Raw genomic sequence first — 17038 nt, 5'->3', positions numbered from 1 at the left:
CAAGCGGATGTTCACCCTCGCACACGCCTGACGGGGAAAGTACCACCAAAAATCGCGACCCATGACCTCGGTGCTTTCAAAATCACTCAATCAACTACCCAATAACCTCAGTCCGACAGGCTGCTAGACTTCGCGTTCGGTCTGCGGTCCGCCCGGTGCAGGCGGCAGATCGACCCCGAGCAGCGAGATGATAGATGCCCGTCCGGGTACGCCGGACGGGTATTGTCGTTTGAGGGCGGGCGTTGAGGCGCGTGTGCCGAAGCGCGATCCGGCTTCTGCCGCCGGCAATCGTCGGCTATGTCTGGGCCGATGTGGGAAGCGGCGTTCAACGAGGTCTGGCGGCCTGAGCTTGCGATTGTCGGACTGACGGCGCTGGCCGCGGGCTTCGTGCGCGGCATGGCCGGCTTCGGCGCGGCGCTGATCCTGACGCCGGTATTTTCAGCTTTCTACAGTCCGGCGCTGGCGGTGCCCACGCTGGGCGTGGCCGATTTGCTGATCGGCCTGCCGATGACGATACGGGCCTGGCAGCGTTGCCGGTGGCGCGAGGTGCTGCCGCTGGCCGCGGCCGCGGTCGTCATGCTGCCGCTGGGCACCTGGGTGCTGGCCACCGCGTCGCCCGTGATCCTGCGCATTGCGATGTCGCTGTGCGTGCTGCTGGCAGTCGGCGTGCTGGCCACGGGCTGGCGTTATGCCGGTCAGCCCGGCCTGCCGGCAACGCTGCTGGCGGGCGGCGCGTCGGGGGTGATGGCCGGCGCGGTCGGCATCGGCGGCCCCCCGGTCGTGGTGTTCTGGCTCGCCGGACAGGCCAACGCGGCGCTGGCCCGCGCCAACACCATTGCATTCTTCGGCGTCACCTCGATCGGCACGCAGTCGATGTACTGGCTCAACGGCCTGCTGACGCCGACCGTCTTCGTCATGGCGGCGCTGCTGGTCCCGGTCTATGGCGCCGGGCTCTATACCGGCGCCCGTGCCTTCAGCATGGTCTCGGAGACGACCTTCCGGCGCATCGCCTTCACGCTGGTGGCGGCCGTCGCGGTCTCGACCCTGGTGGCCGCGGTCGCGTCGCTGATTTCGGCGCATTGACAGCGCCCGGTGCGACGAAGAATTGTACGGTGGCAATGTCCATCCGTTCCCTGTTTCCGACCCTGATCTATCGCGCATCGCTGGGTGGCCGCGACTCGGGCCGCTTCACCCAGCGCCTGCTCGACGAGGCCGAGGCGCTGCGGCTGCATGACGTGGCCGGCCGGGACTGGTCCGATACGCATTATGTCGGCGGCTACACGTCATATGCGACCCACGCCAAGCTGCACCGCACCTCGTCGACCTTCGGCGAGCTCGAGCGGCGCCTGGCGCCGCATGCGCGGGCCTTCGCAGCGCGGCTGCGCTACGACCTGCGCGGCCGGTCCGTCGACATGACTGATTGCTGGGTGAACTTCATGCCGGCGCAGGTGGCGCATGGCCTGCACCTGCACCCGATGTCGTTCCTCAGCGGCGCCTACTATGTGCGCACGCCGCGCGGCTCGGCGGGCCTGAAGTTCGAGGACCCGCGGCTGTCCAGGCTGATGGCGGCGCCGCCACGGCGCACCGATGCGCCCGTGTCGTTGCGCTCGTTCGTCACCGTGCCGGCGCGCGCCGGCATGCTGACGCTGTTCGAGAGCTGGCTGCGCCACGAGGTGCCGGCCACCCGCGCCGCCGGCGAGCGCGTGTCGATCAGCTTCAACTACGCCTGGTCGCAGAAGGGCTAGGCAGGTCCGTCACGGGCGCAGGCCGCGCAAGCGCAATCCGGTGCCCGGTAGATGGCAAGGCGATCGATACGATCTGTGGATCGGCCGAGCCATCAACGATATTGGACCCACCGCTTGGTGGTCACTAGCGTGCGCGCGACGACCAATGGCGTGGAAATGCAGCTTAACTTCAGGGCCAACTCACACCGCTGCCGCATCTACAGCGGCGACAACGCGCTGGCCTCGCTTCCCGCGGAGCTAACCCGATCGGGGATCCGAAGGGCAGCGATCCTGTGCGGGAACTCGGTCGCCAAGCGGACCGGGCTGATTTCAGCGCTTCGCGATCTGCTCGGGGAATCGTGTGCCGGCGTCTTTGACCAGGCTGGGCGGCATGCAACCCTCGAAAGCGTGCAGGCGGCGGCAGCCCTGGTTCGTGATGTCGACGGCGACGGACTGATCGCGGTCGGCGCCGGCAGCGTCATGATGAGTGCGCGGCTCGCGGCCATCCTCTTGGCCGAGCGTGCGCCGCTGCACACGCTGGTGACGACCTACCGAGAGGACGGACCTGCGGTGAGTCCTCGGCTCGATGCGCCCAAGCTGCCGATCTTCAATGTGCTGACCGCACCAACGAACGCGCAGAACCGGGGCGGCTCGGCGATGCGGGACCCCGATGGCGAGCGCCGCCTGGAGATGTTCGATCCGAAGACGCGGCCCGCTGCAATCTTCTGGGACCCGCAGGCGCTGCGCACGGCGCCGCCGAGGCTCATGAAAGCCGCCGGGCTGACAGTGTTCTGGTGGAGCTTGATGACGCTCGGCGGGGTCGCGAGCGCCAATCCCTTGTCCTGCGCTGATCGGAGGCAGTCCTTCGATCTTGCTTTGCAAGCTCTCCCTCGCCTCACCGATGAGCACGATGACGAGGCGCGCATTGCGATGTGCGCAGCCGCCTTCCTCCAGAACCGCGACGAGGACGACGGCGGCCAACCATTCGAAGTGCATTGGGTGTTCAAGGTCTGCTATGCGCTGGCCTCGGGCATCTTTACCAAGGACGAGGGCATCGACCCCGGTCCCGTGTATGTGGCGCTCACAGCACCTGCCATCGAGCATTTCGCAGAACGCAATCTGGCGCAGCTTCGCTCGATGTGCCTTGCGCTTGGCAACGTCACACCCCTCGAGGCTTCTGCCGCCACCCCGGAGCGGATTGCCCGTTCCGTCCGGGAGTTCTTTGCTGGCGTAGGAGAAACGCGACGCCTGCGTGATCTCGGCGTGGCGAGAGAGGCCCTGCCGGCGATTCGGGATTTTGCGCTCAGGAACTACAACGCTGACCGAGGCCGGCAGCTTCGCGGCGAGGTCGCACGGCTGGATGAGACGCTGGGAGCGGCATGGTGAATTCGAACTCCGGCGGCCGCCCGCTGCACGGGCTGCGTATCCTTGATCTCACGCGGCTCCTGCCTGGCCCCTTGTGCACCCAGCACATGGCCGATCTCGGCGCCGATGTTATCAAGATCGAGGATCTTCGACGGGGCGACTATGCTCCTGCCTTCGTGCGACGCGCGGTGAACCGCAACAAGCGCGGCTTGCTGCTCGATCTCAAGGATCAGGAAGGTGTGGAGATCTTCCTGAAGCTTGTGCGCACTGCAGACGCAGTCGTTGAAGGCTTTCGTCCGGGCGTAGTTGACCGGCTCGGGGTAGGATTCGAAGCGGCCAGGGCAGTCAATCCGAAGATCGTCTATTGCTCGATCACCGGCTTCGGTCAGGACGGCTCGCTTCGTGACATGGGCGGACATGACATCAACTATTGCGCGCTCTCCGGGTTCCTGGATCTGGTGGCCAACACATCATCACCTCCCGCATTGCCGCATGCCTTGATGGCGGACATCATGGGCGGCACGCTGTCGGCCGCGATGGGTTTGCTCGCGGCTCTGGTTGATGTTCAGCGGGGCGGGCCAGGCCGCCACGTCGACGTGTCGATCACGGACTGCATGCTGGCGCACAACATCCTTGCGCTGGGAGCTGACGCGACCGAGGCGCGGCCGCTGCAGCCATCGATCCACTCGGGTGCAAATCTTCGCTATCGACTTTATGAAACCGCCGACGGTCGCCACATGGCGATAGGCGCTCAAGAGAAGCAGTTCTGGGACGAGGCCTGCGATGCCCTGGGCCGACCCGATTTCAAGCCACACCACCTCGCGCCATCCTCTGCGGAATGTCCGGTTACCCGAGACATCGAAGCGACGTTCCGAAGCCGCACCCAAGCCGAATGGATCAATAGGTTCAGAGGCCGCGACGCATGCGTGACGCCGGTTCTGTTCCCAAGGGAGGCGGTGCGCCATGAGCATTTCGTGGAGCGCGACCTTGTTGCCTGCCCGGATACCGCGGCGCCGGCGGCTTTCGGGTTCCCGATCAGGATGACCGATGCCGCGTTCGATGTGAGGCTTGATCCACCTTCACCCGGTCAACACACGGCCGAAATCCTGGGCAATATTGGCTTCCCGCCCAACAAAATCGCCGATCTCATGACGAGAGGGGTCGTGCGAAAGCCGGGGGCTGGCAGCGTGGGACAAGAGGAGCCAGCAAGGTGACGAACGCGAGCGCGATGATCGGCTCCATAGCAGGCGCCGGTAGCCCGGACGTTCCCTCGGAGCAGCGTCCACACCACTTCTTCTGCTGCGCGATCATCAGGTCTGTTCATCGCCGGATTGGACACCAGGATTGGGTAAGTCGAGTGATGGCTGATACGCGCGCTTCCATCGAAGCGAGACGAAGCGATGACCGGTCCACTTGACGGTATCCGTATCCTCGACCTGACCACGGTCGCGTTCGGTCCCTACGCCTCGCAGATCCTTGGTGACCAAGGGGCAGAGGTGATCAAGATCGAGCCGCCCCAGGGCGACTCGACGCGGTACACAGGCCCCTCACGCCATCCCGGCATGTCCGCGATGTTCCTGGCGCTCAATCGGAACAAGAAAAGCGTCGTTCTGGATCTGAAGCTTGCCACCGATCGCGAAAGATTGTGGGGCCTGGCTACCGAGGCCGACGTGGTCATGCACAACGTGCGGCTTCAGAAGGCCAAGCGGATCGGCATCGACCACGAGGCCATAAGGGCCAGAAACCCTCGCATTGTCTATGCCCACCTGAGCGGCTTCGGCGAGACCGGGCCGTATGCCGGCAGGCCGGCATACGACGACATCATCCAGGCAATGAGTGGTGGCGTATCGCTGATGCAGCGGCAAAGCGGGGAACCCCGCTATCTGCCCACCATTCTGGCCGACAAGACGAGTGGGGTCGTGGCCGCGCAGGCCATCACTGCGGCGCTCCTGGCTCGCTCCCGGCACGGGCGTGGTGTTCATGTCGAGGTGCCTATGTACGAGACGATGGTGGCCTTCACCCTTCTGGAACATTGGTATGGCCGCTTCTTCGAGGAACACGCTGCTCAGAGCGGCTACCCGCGTGCCCTCGATCCAAGTCGGCGACCCTACGCGACACGCGACGGCTATGTTTGCGTGATGCCGTACAACGATCGTCATTGGAAGGAGTTCTGGACATCGGCAGGTCGCACGGACCTCGCGGATGACCCTCGTTTCCAGACCATTTCTGGACGGACGTCCAACATCTCGGAACTGTACGGGCTCCTCGAGGCGACGCTGGCGCAGGGCACCACCGAGGAGTGGCTTACCTTGTGCTCGCGTTTCGAGATCCCGGCCTGCAAGGTCTTCGATGTGGTCGACATCGTTGACGACGAACACCTGAACGCGGTCGGCTTCTTTCGAGAGATGGACCATCCGAGCGAAGGGCGTCTGCGCATGATGACCTCCCCGGTGCTGTTCGACGGCCAGAGGGCACAGCTGAGCCCCGCGCCTCGGCTCGGACAACACAATCCCGAATATATATCGGCCGGGTTCGAGCAGAGCTGCCGCCATGAGGTTGAATGCAGGCTCGGTTCAGCCGCTTATCACCAAGAACCTGAACATCAGGCCATGGCCAAGACAGTCACGGAAGGTCGCCTGCCTGACGGGCGCAAGTGAACTGGAATTGCAGGAGATCCGGACCATGCGTCAAGTAACTCGTCGCGCCTCGTTGTCCATTCTCGCAGGGTCCGCCCTCTTGTCTGCCGCCTCGATCGGCAGCGGGCCCGCGTCCGCAAACGAGTACCCGGCCAGGCCGCTGCGTATGATCGTGCCTCTGGGTGTCGGTGGCACTTCAGACACGATCGCCCGAGCCGTGGCGGAAAAGGTGAGCGTGGCGCTGGGTCAGAAGATTATCGTCGACAATCAGCCCGGTGGCGGCAGCATCCGCGGCACGATGGTGGCGAAGCAGGCCGCCCCGGATGGCTATACCCTCCTGTTCGGTGGCTCGTTCAACCTCGCCTCCAACGTCACGCTGATCCCGGATCTGCCGTATGATCCCGTGAAGGACTTCGAGCCCATATCCCGCATGTTCGACGTGTCGCTCATGCTGGTCGTTCACCCATCACTGCCGGCGAAGACCTTGCAGGAGTTCGTTGCTCTCGTGAAGCAGAAGCCGGGACAGTTGAACTATGCATCCATCGGCAATGGCAGCACGAGTCATCTGACCATGGAGTTGCTGAAGAAGACGGCCGGTATCGAGATATCGCACGTGCCCTATCGCGGGGCCTCCCAGGCCATGACGGATCTGCTCAGCGGCCACGTCCAGGCCATGATGGAGCCGATCGCATCGGCCGGTCAGCACGTCAGGGAGGGCCGCCTGAAGGGACTTGGCTTCAGCGGCAACAAGCGTTCGCCGATCATGCCAGAATTGCCGTTGATTTCTGAGACTTATCCGGGGTTCTATTCGTCGGCCTGGGGCGCCGTACTGGTACCTGCTGGCACGCCCAAGGCTGTCGTGATGAAGCTGAACCGGGCTTTCGTCGAGGTGCTGTCGAGTCCTGAGATGCGCGACTACATCTCCAAGCTTGGAGCGGAAGCTGTATCAAGCTCTCCGGAAGCGCTCTCGGCCTACATCAAATCCGAGATCCCGAAGTGGGGCGATATCATCCAGCATTCGGGTGCGAAGCTGGACGACTAGCCGCGGGGGCTCGCTGCCCGGAGGGGAGGGACATCGCTTGGAACTGCGTCAGCTGAGGAACTTTGTCACCCTGGCGGAGACGCTCAATTTTCACCGTGCGGCTGAGAGACTTCACATAACCCAGCCGCCCCTCACCACCTCCATCCGCAAGCTTGAAGAGGAGTTCGGTGTTCCGTTGTTCACGCGCACCGCACGCGGTGTGAAATTGACGGCGGCCGGACGCAGTGCGCTGGCCAGCGCGCGTCGGGCATTGCGCGTCGCGAACGAAACACGGTTGGCCGCGCTCTCCGGAGCAGCCGGCGAGGAGGGCATGCTACGGCTCGGCTTCATTGGCTCGGCCACCTATGTCCTGCTCCCCAGGCTGATTCCACGGTTCAGGCAGCTCTACCCCCGTGTGCAGCTGCAGTTGCGTGAATCCGTCACGGCCAACCTTCTGGCTGACCTGCGCAGTGGTGACCTGGATGCCGCGTTGATTCGCGTGCCCATCCCGGCCGTGGACGTACCCGATGTGGACGTGTGTCTGCTCGACGTGGACCACTTTGTGCTGGCGGTTCCGGTCAAAAGCCGGCTGGCGGCAAGATCCAGCATCAGGGTCGAGGATCTCCGCGACGAGCCATTCATCGCCTATGCCCGCAGTGCCGGTCCTCTCATGCGCGGACTCAGCATGCGAGCTTTCGATGCTGCTGGGTTCCAACCGCGGGTCGAGCAGGAAGCCATCCAGGTTCACACCCTCGTCAGCCTGGTCGAAAGCGGACTTGGCGTCGCACTGGTTCCCTCCATGGCGAGCAAATACACCGCCCACAATGTGCGATTTCTGGAAGTCGCGGGATTCAGGGACACGATGCGGATCGGGATAGCGATGGCAGCTTCGAGTATCGAACGGATTCCCGTAGTCGTAAATTTTCGCCAAATGGCACAAGAGGCGGTCCGCGGCAGGAAGGGTACGTTTGTTCCGGCTATCGATGAGAGGTGAGGCACGACAATCATACCAAATCGCAACGAGGGATCATTTTGGGAAGGTGCACGGTGCGTCGTGCGGAAAGATCCCTTGCGGCTGGACCTCCATAGCTGCTGCTGACCGGCCGGTGAACCGGATGCGCAAGCGATGCCCGGGAGCCTCACGGCAGCACCAGTGACGGCAGCGCCTGCAGTGATGTGAGCTCGCGGGTGAGCCGGCCGGGAAGTCGCTCGCGCGCCTGGCCGGTCCGGTTGATCCAGCACACCTGGAAACCGAAATGTGCCGCCCCATGCGCATCCCAGCCGTTGGATGACAGGAAGCAGATCTCGTGCGGCGCCAGCCCCAGGCCATCGGTAGCGAGGCGGTAGACCCGATGATCGGTCTTGAACACCTTGACGGCATCGGCGCTATAGAGCGCGTCGAACAGCGGCGCCAGCCCCGTGTTGCGCACGACGGCGCCCAGCATCTGGGGATCGCCGTTGGACAGGATCGCCGTCCGCATGCCGCCGGCTCGTAGCGCTGCCAGCATCGCCGGCACCTCGGGAAACGGGTCGAGATGGAGATAGGCCTCCATCAGCCGGTCCCGGATGCCTGCCGCCGTCACGCCACAGGCCTCCAGGCAATGGTCGAGCGCCTCGCCAGTGACCTGCCAGAAGGGCGCGTAGGTGCCCGCAAGGCTGCGCAGCCACGTGTAGCTGATCTGCTTGCCGCGCCACATCTCCGACAGCCGCTCGGCCTGTGGCCCGATCGCCTCGCGGTGCCGAGCGACGGCCGAGTTGAAGTCGAACAGCGTGCCGTAGGCGTCGAAGACGCAAGCTTTGATGCCGGTCAGGCGTTCGGTCATGGCTGCCTCCCTACCTTCCCGCTTGCGGGGCAGGTGGCGCGAAGCGCCGGATGGGGAATGTTGCAACAGGAGGGATACTGGACGGCGACCCGGCGTCAGTTCAAGCATCCCCCATCCGCCCCTTCGGGGCACCTTCCCCCGCAAGCGGGGGAAGGTAAGAGCCACACCTCACCGCTGCTGCGGTGCTGGCACGGAGCGGAACTGGCCGTTGAGGCGGTCGCGGTAGACTGCGACGCCTTCCATGACGCGCTGCACGTAGTTGCGCGTCTCTCGGAACGGGATCAGCTCGATCCAGTCGACCATGTCGATGGCGCCGCTGCGCGGATCGCCGATGCTGTCCAGCCAGCGGCTGACCCGGTTGGGACCGGCATTGTAGGCCGCCAGCGCCAGCTCGTAGGAGCCGCCGAACCGCTTCAGCATCTCGCTGAGATACTGCGAGCCCAGCGCCACGTTGTAGGCGGGATCGCGCGTCAGGCGGGCGGAGTCATAGGGCTGCCCCAGCCGTGTCGCGACGTCGCGCGCCGTGTCGGGCATCAGCTGCATGAGGCCCAACGCGCCGGACGACGAGACGGCCGACGTGTTGAAGCTGCTCTCCTGGCGGGTCAGCGCCAGCGCCAGCGCACGCTCGATCGCACCTGTCGCCCCGAGATCGACCACGGGGTAGGCGGCATCGAAGAGAACGACGCCGGTCTCGACGCCGCGGCGCGCCAGTGCGACGGCGACATCGGGCCGGCCGAGGTCGAGCGCCACCGCCGCGCTCAGACCCAGCTCGCCGGCGCTGCCGGCGATGCGGCCCAGCCGCAGCAGGAACAGCCGCGCGCGATCGTCATCGCCGATCTGCTTCAGCCAGCGCGCCACCGACACGATCTCGCGCTGCTCGACGGCCTGGCGCTCGCGGTCGGTGACCATCGGATCGACGGGCATCTGCGCGGCGCCGTTGGGCAGCTTCTTGGCTGCGAGCTGGCCGTAGAAGGTCTGGCCGTATTGCGCACCGCGGTCGTACCACAGCGTGGCGTCGCGCGAGCGCCGCGCCGCCTCATGGGTGCGGCCCAGCCAATAGGCGGCGCGGCTCTTGGACACGGGCATCGAGACGTTGTCCTCGAGCGCCTGGAAATGACGCAGCGCCATGTCCGGCTTCTTCAGCCAGCGCAGGGCGATCCAGCCGGCCAGGAACTCGGCCTCGGCGAAGGCGACGCCGCGCTTCAGCCCATGCGCCGCCACCAGCCGGTAGGCGAGGTCGGCGCGCTTGGCCTGCAGCGCATCGCGCGCCATGATCTGGCGCTCGGCCCACCAGCTGTCGTCCTGCTGCAGCGTCGCCGGCAGGTGCTGCATCAGGCTGAGCGCGCCGGCATTGTCGCCCGTGCGCCGCAGGTAGCGGATGCGGTCCAGGAGCAGGCGGCCGTCCTGCTGCTGCGCGGCGGGCACGGCGCGCAGCACGGCGACCACCTCCGGCGCCTTGACAATCATCGCCAGGCGCGCCTCGGCGATCGGCCGGTAGTCGTCGGGCAGCTTGGGCACCAGGTCGCGCGCGACCTTGTCGCGGCCTTCGCGCATCAGCCGGTCGAAGCGCTCGACATGGTCCGACGGCTGCAGATGTTGTCCATACGTCGTGAGGAAGGTGATCTCGTCGCTGTTGCGGAACGTGCCGTTGCGCCAGCTCTCGCGCGCCAGGGCGGGAAGCTGGTCCGGCGCGACCTGCTCCGCCGCCTCCAGCCGGCGCATCAGGCCGGCGCTGGTGAGCGGCGGGAACTCCTTGAAGAACGCCATCTGCTCGGCGACCGGAGTCTCCGGGCCGATCTTGTCCTCGGCCTGGCGGCGCAGCACCAGTTCGTCGGGCCAGTCGGGATTGGAGCGCAGGAAGGCGACCAGGGCGGCGAAGGTGGTGTCGCTATTGGGTTGCCGCGCAATCGCCCATTCGACGTACTTCATCAGGCTGCCGTTGCGCGTCGGCGCGATGGCGCGGCGCGCATCGTCCCAGCGTTTTTCATCCACAGCCTTGTTCGCCTCGGTCAGGGCCTGGGCGATGTCGGCCGGCAGGGGCGTGACCTCGGCCAGCGCGCCGGCCACGGCATCGGCCTGCCTGGGTGCGAGCGTGGAGCCGCCATCGGCCGGCGGCACATAGCCGCCGGTCGGCGGGCGTGCGGACGAGGGGGCGCGGCCCGATGTCGGGGCCTGCGCCGAGGTGCCGCCCGGCGTCCGCACGGCAGGGCCGCCCGATCCGGGCGCCGGCGGGCCGTCGCCGGCGCCCTTGAGGATGGTCACCTGGGCCCAGGCCGCAGGGGCCTGCGCCGATGCCGCGGCCAGCATCGCCAGCAGCGTCGCCGCGACGGGCAGAGAGCGCCCGCGCCCTGTGCGAAGATGAGGCAAGGGGTGCTGCTTCTTCACGGTGCGACAAGGTATCGGCATGCGCCGGTCGTGTCCATGTGCGCCGGCGGCGGGGAGCGCCGCCGACCGGTTCCGCTGGGCGCAAGAATCATACCTCTGCCGCGTACGATCGCGATGGCGGTTTGCCGCGACCTTGGTAAGCTGGTCGGCAAATCGGCATCGGATACCCGGCGGCGGGGTCCGACATCAGCGTACCAAATCAAACGGCCGATCGGAGGAAACACATGAGACGCAAGCTGGGATTGATTCCGGCCGCCATGGCTGCTGCCGGTTCCCTGGGCTTCGGCGCGGCCGCGCTGGCCCAGGGCACGATCAAGATCGCCTATACGGACCCGCTGTCGGGTCCGTTCGCACAAGTAGGCGACTCCAACCTCAAGCAGTTTCAATACATCCTCGACTACATCAATTCCAAGGGCGGAGCGCTGGGCAAGAAGTTCGAGATCGTGCCGTTCGACAACAAGTCGCAGCCGTCCGACGCCTTGCTGGCGCTCAAGAGCGCCACCGACCAGAACATGCCGTTCATCATGCAATGCAGCGGCTCCAATATTGCGGCGGCGCTGATTGAAGCTGTCGACAAGCACAACGAGCGCAACCCGGACAACCGCATCATCTACGTCAATTGCGGCGCGGTTGCGACCGAGCTGACCAACGAAAAGTGCAGCTTCTGGCACTTCCGCTTCGACATCCATGCGGCCATGAAGGCCGAGACCATGGTGCGGGCGCTGCCCAAGGACGTCACGAAGATCTACCTGCTGAACCAGGACTACCTGTTTGGCCAGTCCGTGCAGCGCGACGTCAAGGAGTTCCTGAAGAAGCTGCGGCCCGACGTGCAGGTGGTCGGCGACGAGCTGATCCCGCTGGGCAAGGTCAAGGATTTCTCGCCCTACGTCACCAAGATCAAGGCGGCCGGTGCCCAGGCGCTGATCACCGGCAACTGGGGGCCCGACATGTCGCTGCTGATCAAGGCCGGCATGGATGCGGGTCTCGATATCCGCTACTACACGATGTATGCGCACCTGACCGGCGGTCCCACCGCCATCGGTCCGGGCGGCGACGGCAAGGTGCGCGCCATCATGCCGTTCAGCGAGAACATCGCGGTCGAGGAGAAGAACGCCGAGGTCGAGGCCTGGACCAAGGCGTTCCGCGACAAGCACAGCTTCGATTTCTACGCCGCCGGCTTCCGCACCATCTTCGAGTTCCTGCAGGCCGGCGTCACCAAGGCGGGCGCCGTCGATGCGACCAAGATCGCCTACGCCCTGGAAGGCCTGGAGATGAAGGACTTCCTCGGGCATCCCGCGATCATACGCAAGGGCGATCACCAGATCCTGTCCAACTACTATGTCGGCGTCTTCAAGAAGGGCGTGAAATACGACTCCGAGAAGACCGGGCTGGGCTGGGCGACCGAGGCCACCGTGACGGCCAAGGACCTCGACCAGCCCAGCACCTGCAAGATGAAGCGGCCGAAGTAGTTTGACTCCTCCCCACGCAGTGGGGAGGTGCCCCGAAGGGGCGGAGGGGACCTCTCGTGGTCTTGATAACAAAGACCACGTCGGCTCCCCATCCGGCCTTCGGCCACCTTCCCCACTATGTGGGGAAGGAAAGAGATCGGACCCCACCCCATGGAAGTCTTCCTCGTCTCGCTGCTGAACGGGCTGGTCTACGGCATGCTGCTGTTCATGCTGTCCAGCGGGCTCACGCTGATCTTCAGCATGATGGGCGTGCTGAACTTCGCGCATGCCAGCGCCTACATGCTGGGCGCCTATTTCGCCTTCACCATCAGCCTCTATGTCGGCTTCTGGCCGGCGCTGATCCTGGCGCCGCTGCTGTGCGGCCTGATCGGCGCGGCGATCGAGATGTACGGGCTGCGGCGCGTGCACAAGAACGGCCATATCGCCGAGCTGCTGTTCACCTTCGGGCTGGCGCTGATCATCGAGAAATGCGTGCAGATGACGTGGGGCCTGGTGGCGGTGCCGTACCGCGTGCCGGCGGGGCTCGATTTCCCGCTGTTCAGCGTCTACGGCACCAACTTCCACGCCTACCGCGCGTTCATGCTGCTGATCTCGGCGCTGATGTTCGTCTCGATCTGGCTGGCGCTGACGCGCACGCGCGTCGGGCTCATCATCCAGGCCTCGCTCACGCATCCCGAGATGGTCGGGGCGCTGGGCCACAACGTGCCGCGCGTCTTCACCCTGGTGTTCGCCGGCGGCACGGCGCTGGCCGGCCTGGCCGGCGTCATCGGCGGCAACTACCAGGTCACCGAGCCCTCGATGGCGTTCGCCATGGGCCCGATCGTCTTCGTGGTCGTGGTGTTCGGCGGGCTGGGGTCGCTGACGGGCTGCTTCATCGCCTCGCTGCTGATGGGCCTGATCCAGACCTTCGCCATCGTGCTCGACTACTCGCTGGCCGACCTGCTGAAGCAGCTCGGCATCACCATCACCAGCAGCACGCCGTTCGCCGAGGTGCTGAGCGTGCCCCTTCCGCGTATCGGCGCCCTGCTGCCGTACATCCTGCTGGTGCTGATCCTGCTGGTCAAACCCCGCGGCCTGATGGGGACTCGCGACACATGAGCGCCGACGCCGACACCCTGCCGCGCGTGACGGCGGCCACCGCCGATGTGACGCCGCCGCGGCCATTCCTGCGCGAGCACTGGCCATGGCTCGCCGCGATCCTCATCGCGGTCGTGATGCCATGGTTCTTCTTCAACTGGTCGACCGGCCGGCACTCGGGCTTCGTGCTCACCATGCTGAGCGAGATCGGCCTGATGACCATCTTCGCGCTGTCCTTCAACATGCAGATGGGCCACACCGGCCTGCTGTCGTTCGGCCATGCCATCCTGTTCGGACTGGGTGGCTACTGCACCGCGCACGCGCTCAATGCCATCAAGGACGGCGGCCTATGGCTGCCGACCGAGCTGGTGCCGCTGGTCGGCGGCGTGGGCGGGCTCTTCTTCGGCATCCTGTTCGGCTATCTCGCCACCAAGCAGCGTGCCACGGCGTTCGCCATGATCACCATGGGCATGGGTGAGCTGGTGGCCGCCGCGGCCCTGATGTTCATGGGCTTCTTCGGCGGCGAGGGCGGCGTCAGCACCAACCGCGTCACCGGCGTCAGCCTGCTGGGCGCCAGCTACAGCAGCTCGTGGCAGGTCTACTACCTGATCGTGGTGTGGGTCGTGATCTGCGTTGTGCTGATGCGGCTGCAGACGATGACGCCGCTGGGCCGCATGGCCAATGCCTGCCGCGACAATTTCGAGCGCGCCCAGTTCGTGGGCTACGACCCGCGCATGGTCCGCTTCTATCAGTTCATGCTGTCGGGCTTCTTCGCCGGCATCGCGGGCGGGCTCTATGCCATCCTCTACGAGATCGTCACCTTCGACACGGTGGCGGCGCCGAAATCGGCCACGGCGCTGCTGGCGACCTATATCGGCGGCGCCGGCGGCTTCTTCGGGCCGATCCTGGGCACCATCCTGGTGGTGCTGCTGCAAAGCGGGGTCAGCCTGCTGAGCAACGCCTGGCTGCTCTATGTCGGCGTGCTGTTCATCATCATGGTGATGTTCGCGCCCGGCGGCATCGTCGGCCTGATCGGGGCGCACGCGCCGATCGCCCGCATCGGCCGGCTGCGCGAGCTCGCGGTGCCCTATATCCGCGTGCTGATCCCCGGCCTCTTCACCATGCTGGGCGTCGTGGCGCTGGTCGAGCTGGCGTCGTTCACCACCATCGGCGCCTCGCAAGGCAAGAAGCTCGCCGTCGGTGGCCTGGCCGTCGACACGGCCACGGCGCTGCCCTGGATCGTGGCGGCCGCGGCGCTGCTGCTGGGCGGCTTCTGGCTGCGGCGCGAGGCGGCTGCCTTCCGCCGCCGCTGGGACGCGCTGATGGACGAGGCCAAGGCGCAGGGAGCCGCGGTATGAGCGACGTTGCGATCTCGCTCAAATCGGTGCGCAAGAGCTTCGGCGCCACGGAGATCATCCGCGGCGTCGACCTCGACATCCCCAAGGGCCAGCGCCACGCCATCATCGGCCCCAACGGCGCCGGCAAGACCACGCTGTTCAACCTCATCAGCGGCCGTTTTCCCGTCACGTCGGGCACCATCGCGCTCAACGGCACGCCGATCTCGGGGCTGGCGCCGCACGAGATCAACCGCCGTGGGTTGTCGCGCAGCTTCCAGATCACCTCGATCTTCCCGCGCATGACGGTGTTCGAGAACATCCGTTGCGGCCTGCTGTGGGCGCGCGGCTACAGATACTCGTTCTGGCACCTGCTCGGCCGGCAGAAGAGCCTGAACGAGCAGAGCGAGCGGCTGCTGGAGCGGCTGAACCTCGGCGCCCGGCGCAACCTGCCGGCCGGGCTGCTGTCCTACGCCGAGCAGCGGGCGCTGGAAGTCGGCATCACCATCGCCGGCGGTGCCGACGTGGTGCTGCTCGACGAGCCCACCGCCGGCATGAGCCACAGCGAGACCGACTATGCCGTGTCGCTGATCCGCAGCGTCACCGAAGGCAAGACGCTGCTGATGGTCGAGCACGACATGAGCGTGATCTTCGGGCTGGCCGACGTCATCACGGTGCTGGTCTACGGCGAGGTGATCGCCAGCGACGTGCCGTCCAGGATCCGCGCCAACAAGGCGGTGCAGGAAGCCTATCTCGGCACGGAGGCGGCGTGATGCTCGAGGTCCGCGACCTGCATGCCTATTACGGCAAGAGCCATATCCTGCAGGGTGTCGACCTGCGCATCGGCGAGGGCGAGATCGTGAGCCTGCTGGGCCGCAACGGCGTCGGGCGCTCGACCACCTGCAAGGCGATCATGGGCCTGGTGCCGCCGCAGGGCTCGATCACGTTCAAGGGCCGCGCCATTTCCGGGCTGCGCGCGGACCAGATCGCGCATGCCGGCATCGGCTACGTGCCGGAGGACCGGCAGGTCTTCCCGACGCTCACGGTGCGGCAGAACCTGGAGCTGGGCCTCAAGCGCTCGGCTACTTTCGGGCGCTGGACGTTCGACGACATGTTCAGGCTGTTCCCCAACCTGGGGGAGCGGCGCGACAACCCGGCGGGCGTGCTGTCGGGCGGCGAGCAGCAGATGCTGACCATGTGCCGCACCCTGATGGGCGATCCCGACCTCGTCATCATCGACGAGCCGACGGAAGGGCTGGCGCCCAAGCTGGTGGAGCAGGTCGCCCGCCTGCTCGACGAGATCGCCAATCGCGGGGTTGCGATCCTGCTGGTGGAGCAGAAGCTCACCATCGCGCTCAAGATATCGCGGCGACTCTATGTCATGGGCCACGGACATATCGTTTTCGAAGGCACGCCGGCCGAGCTGTCGGCCAATGCAGCCGTGCGCAAGGAGTGGCTGGAGGTGTGATCCGCGGTCGGTCCGCGATGGATGGAAAAGCAGGGTGGAATATCAGAAGGTCGTTGACGATCGCGCGCGCTTGGTGTCTTCCCTGGCCCGGGGGAATGCATGAGCATCGGCGGTGGCAAAAGTGGCCCAGGCGACGAACTGTCCGGCGTGCCGACCCGGCTTGTCGTGGACGGGGCGCCGCCTGATGCGGAGATGACGCGGGAAGAAGACCCGTACATGCCGCTGGCGCCGGGCTCGGTGCTGAATAACACGCATCGGGTTGAACGGTTGCTGGCACGCGGCGGCATGGGCGAGGTCTACCGCGCCACCAATCTGCTGACCGGCGATGCCGTGGCGCTGAAGGTCATCCGGCCCGAGATGGTCAACGAACCGCAGATGCGGGCGCTGTTCCTGCGCGAGGCAGCAGCATTGCGCAAGATCCGCCATCCCGCCATCGTCGCCTATGAAGGGGTGCATTCCGAGGCCAGCGGCCGCGTCTATCTGGTGATGGATCTGATCGAGGGGCCGTCGCTGTCGAAGCGCACCGCCGATCGTCCCTTGACGGTGGCGCAGGTGCGGGCCCTGCGCCACCGCCTGGCGCAGGGCTTGCTGGCGGCGCACGAGCAGAACAGGCTCTTCGACGTTTCAAATGGAATTGACGAGTTTGGGTAGTGGAGCGCCAACGAGATAGATCATGGCGATGAAGGTATCGACGTTGCGATAGCCGCGGGCGCGGGCACGGACGAGTTGGAACATG

At 65.9% G+C, this 17038-nt stretch carries 15 protein-coding genes; 13 read left to right on the top strand and 2 right to left on the bottom strand.

Annotated features, from left to right (window positions below):
• The first annotated feature begins 297 nt into the window (after nucleotides 1–297).
• The 7 genes from FHP25_RS39620 to FHP25_RS39590 all read left to right on the top strand — a co-directional run bounded on the left by FHP25_RS39620 (nucleotide 298) and on the right by FHP25_RS39590 (nucleotide 7740).
• Nucleotides 298–1083: a sulfite exporter TauE/SafE family protein gene (locus FHP25_RS39620; RefSeq protein WP_147852532.1), complete on the top strand. Its 786-nt coding sequence runs from the start codon at nucleotides 298–300 to the stop codon at nucleotides 1081–1083.
• A 35-nt stretch (nucleotides 1084–1118) separates the two neighbouring features.
• Complete coding sequence (locus FHP25_RS39615) at nucleotides 1119–1745, top strand: TIGR02466 family protein (RefSeq protein WP_147852531.1); 627 nt, start codon at nucleotides 1119–1121, stop codon at nucleotides 1743–1745.
• A gap of 129 nt (nucleotides 1746–1874) precedes the next feature.
• Nucleotides 1875–3110: an iron-containing alcohol dehydrogenase family protein gene (locus FHP25_RS39610; RefSeq protein WP_178134131.1), complete on the top strand. Its 1236-nt coding sequence runs from the start codon at nucleotides 1875–1877 to the stop codon at nucleotides 3108–3110.
• Nucleotides 3104–4303 carry a CaiB/BaiF CoA transferase family protein gene (locus FHP25_RS39605; RefSeq protein ID WP_147852529.1) on the top strand — a complete coding sequence of 400 codons (1200 nt, stop codon included), beginning with the start codon at nucleotides 3104–3106 and terminating at the stop codon, nucleotides 4301–4303. Before FHP25_RS39610 ends, FHP25_RS39605 begins: the two co-directional genes overlap by 7 nt.
• 186 nt (nucleotides 4304–4489) lie before the next feature.
• Nucleotides 4490–5746 carry a CaiB/BaiF CoA transferase family protein gene (locus tag FHP25_RS39600; protein ID WP_147852528.1) on the top strand — a complete coding sequence of 419 codons (1257 nt, stop codon included), beginning with the start codon at nucleotides 4490–4492 and terminating at the stop codon, nucleotides 5744–5746.
• Between the two features lie 25 nt (nucleotides 5747–5771).
• A complete protein-coding gene (locus FHP25_RS39595; RefSeq protein WP_178134130.1) occupies nucleotides 5772–6767 on the top strand; it encodes a Bug family tripartite tricarboxylate transporter substrate binding protein in 996 nt (331 codons plus the stop codon).
• A 37-nt stretch (nucleotides 6768–6804) separates the two neighbouring features.
• Entirely contained in the window at nucleotides 6805–7740 is a 936-nt protein-coding gene (locus FHP25_RS39590; protein ID WP_147852526.1) for a LysR family transcriptional regulator, read from the top strand.
• A gap of 145 nt (nucleotides 7741–7885) precedes the next feature.
• On the opposite strand, the gene FHP25_RS39585 is transcribed toward FHP25_RS39590, so the two are convergent.
• Together FHP25_RS39585 and FHP25_RS39580 are read right to left on the bottom strand one after the other, a co-directional pair.
• Complete coding sequence (locus FHP25_RS39585) at nucleotides 7886–8569, bottom strand: haloacid dehalogenase type II (protein ID WP_147852525.1); 684 nt, start codon at nucleotides 8567–8569, stop codon at nucleotides 7886–7888.
• Between the two features lie 168 nt (nucleotides 8570–8737).
• Nucleotides 8738–10936: a lytic transglycosylase domain-containing protein gene (locus tag FHP25_RS39580; RefSeq protein ID WP_178134129.1), complete on the bottom strand. Its 2199-nt coding sequence runs from the start codon at nucleotides 10934–10936 to the stop codon at nucleotides 8738–8740.
• A gap of 242 nt (nucleotides 10937–11178) precedes the next feature.
• Between FHP25_RS39580 and FHP25_RS39575 the strand changes: the two genes are divergently transcribed.
• The 6 genes from FHP25_RS39575 (at nucleotide 11179) to FHP25_RS39550 (ending at nucleotide 16953) form a co-directional block, all read left to right on the top strand.
• On the top strand, nucleotides 11179–12423 hold the full coding sequence (locus FHP25_RS39575; protein WP_147852523.1) for a branched-chain amino acid ABC transporter substrate-binding protein: 1245 nt from the start codon (nucleotides 11179–11181) through the stop codon (nucleotides 12421–12423).
• A gap of 150 nt (nucleotides 12424–12573) precedes the next feature.
• Complete coding sequence (locus FHP25_RS39570) at nucleotides 12574–13521, top strand: branched-chain amino acid ABC transporter permease (RefSeq protein ID WP_147852522.1); 948 nt, start codon at nucleotides 12574–12576, stop codon at nucleotides 13519–13521.
• A complete protein-coding gene (locus tag FHP25_RS39565; protein ID WP_147852521.1) occupies nucleotides 13518–14858 on the top strand; it encodes a branched-chain amino acid ABC transporter permease in 1341 nt (446 codons plus the stop codon). Before FHP25_RS39570 ends, FHP25_RS39565 begins: the two co-directional genes overlap by 4 nt.
• A complete protein-coding gene (locus FHP25_RS39560) occupies nucleotides 14855–15607 on the top strand; it encodes an ABC transporter ATP-binding protein (RefSeq protein ID WP_147852520.1) in 753 nt (250 codons plus the stop codon). The genes FHP25_RS39565 and FHP25_RS39560 overlap by 4 nt, the downstream gene beginning before the upstream one ends.
• Complete coding sequence (locus tag FHP25_RS39555) at nucleotides 15607–16302, top strand: ABC transporter ATP-binding protein (protein ID WP_147852519.1); 696 nt, start codon at nucleotides 15607–15609, stop codon at nucleotides 16300–16302. The genes FHP25_RS39560 and FHP25_RS39555 overlap by 1 nt, the downstream gene beginning before the upstream one ends.
• 99 nt (nucleotides 16303–16401) lie before the next feature.
• A complete protein-coding gene (locus FHP25_RS39550) occupies nucleotides 16402–16953 on the top strand; it encodes a protein kinase domain-containing protein (RefSeq protein ID WP_147852518.1) in 552 nt (183 codons plus the stop codon).
• The last annotated feature ends 85 nt before the right edge of the window (nucleotides 16954–17038 follow it).

The sequence above is a fragment of the Vineibacter terrae genome (assembly GCF_008039615.1).
GTDB classification, from domain to species: domain Bacteria; phylum Pseudomonadota; class Alphaproteobacteria; order Reyranellales; family Reyranellaceae; genus Vineibacter; species Vineibacter terrae.
This window is presented reverse-complemented; position numbering and strand designations above follow the sequence as displayed.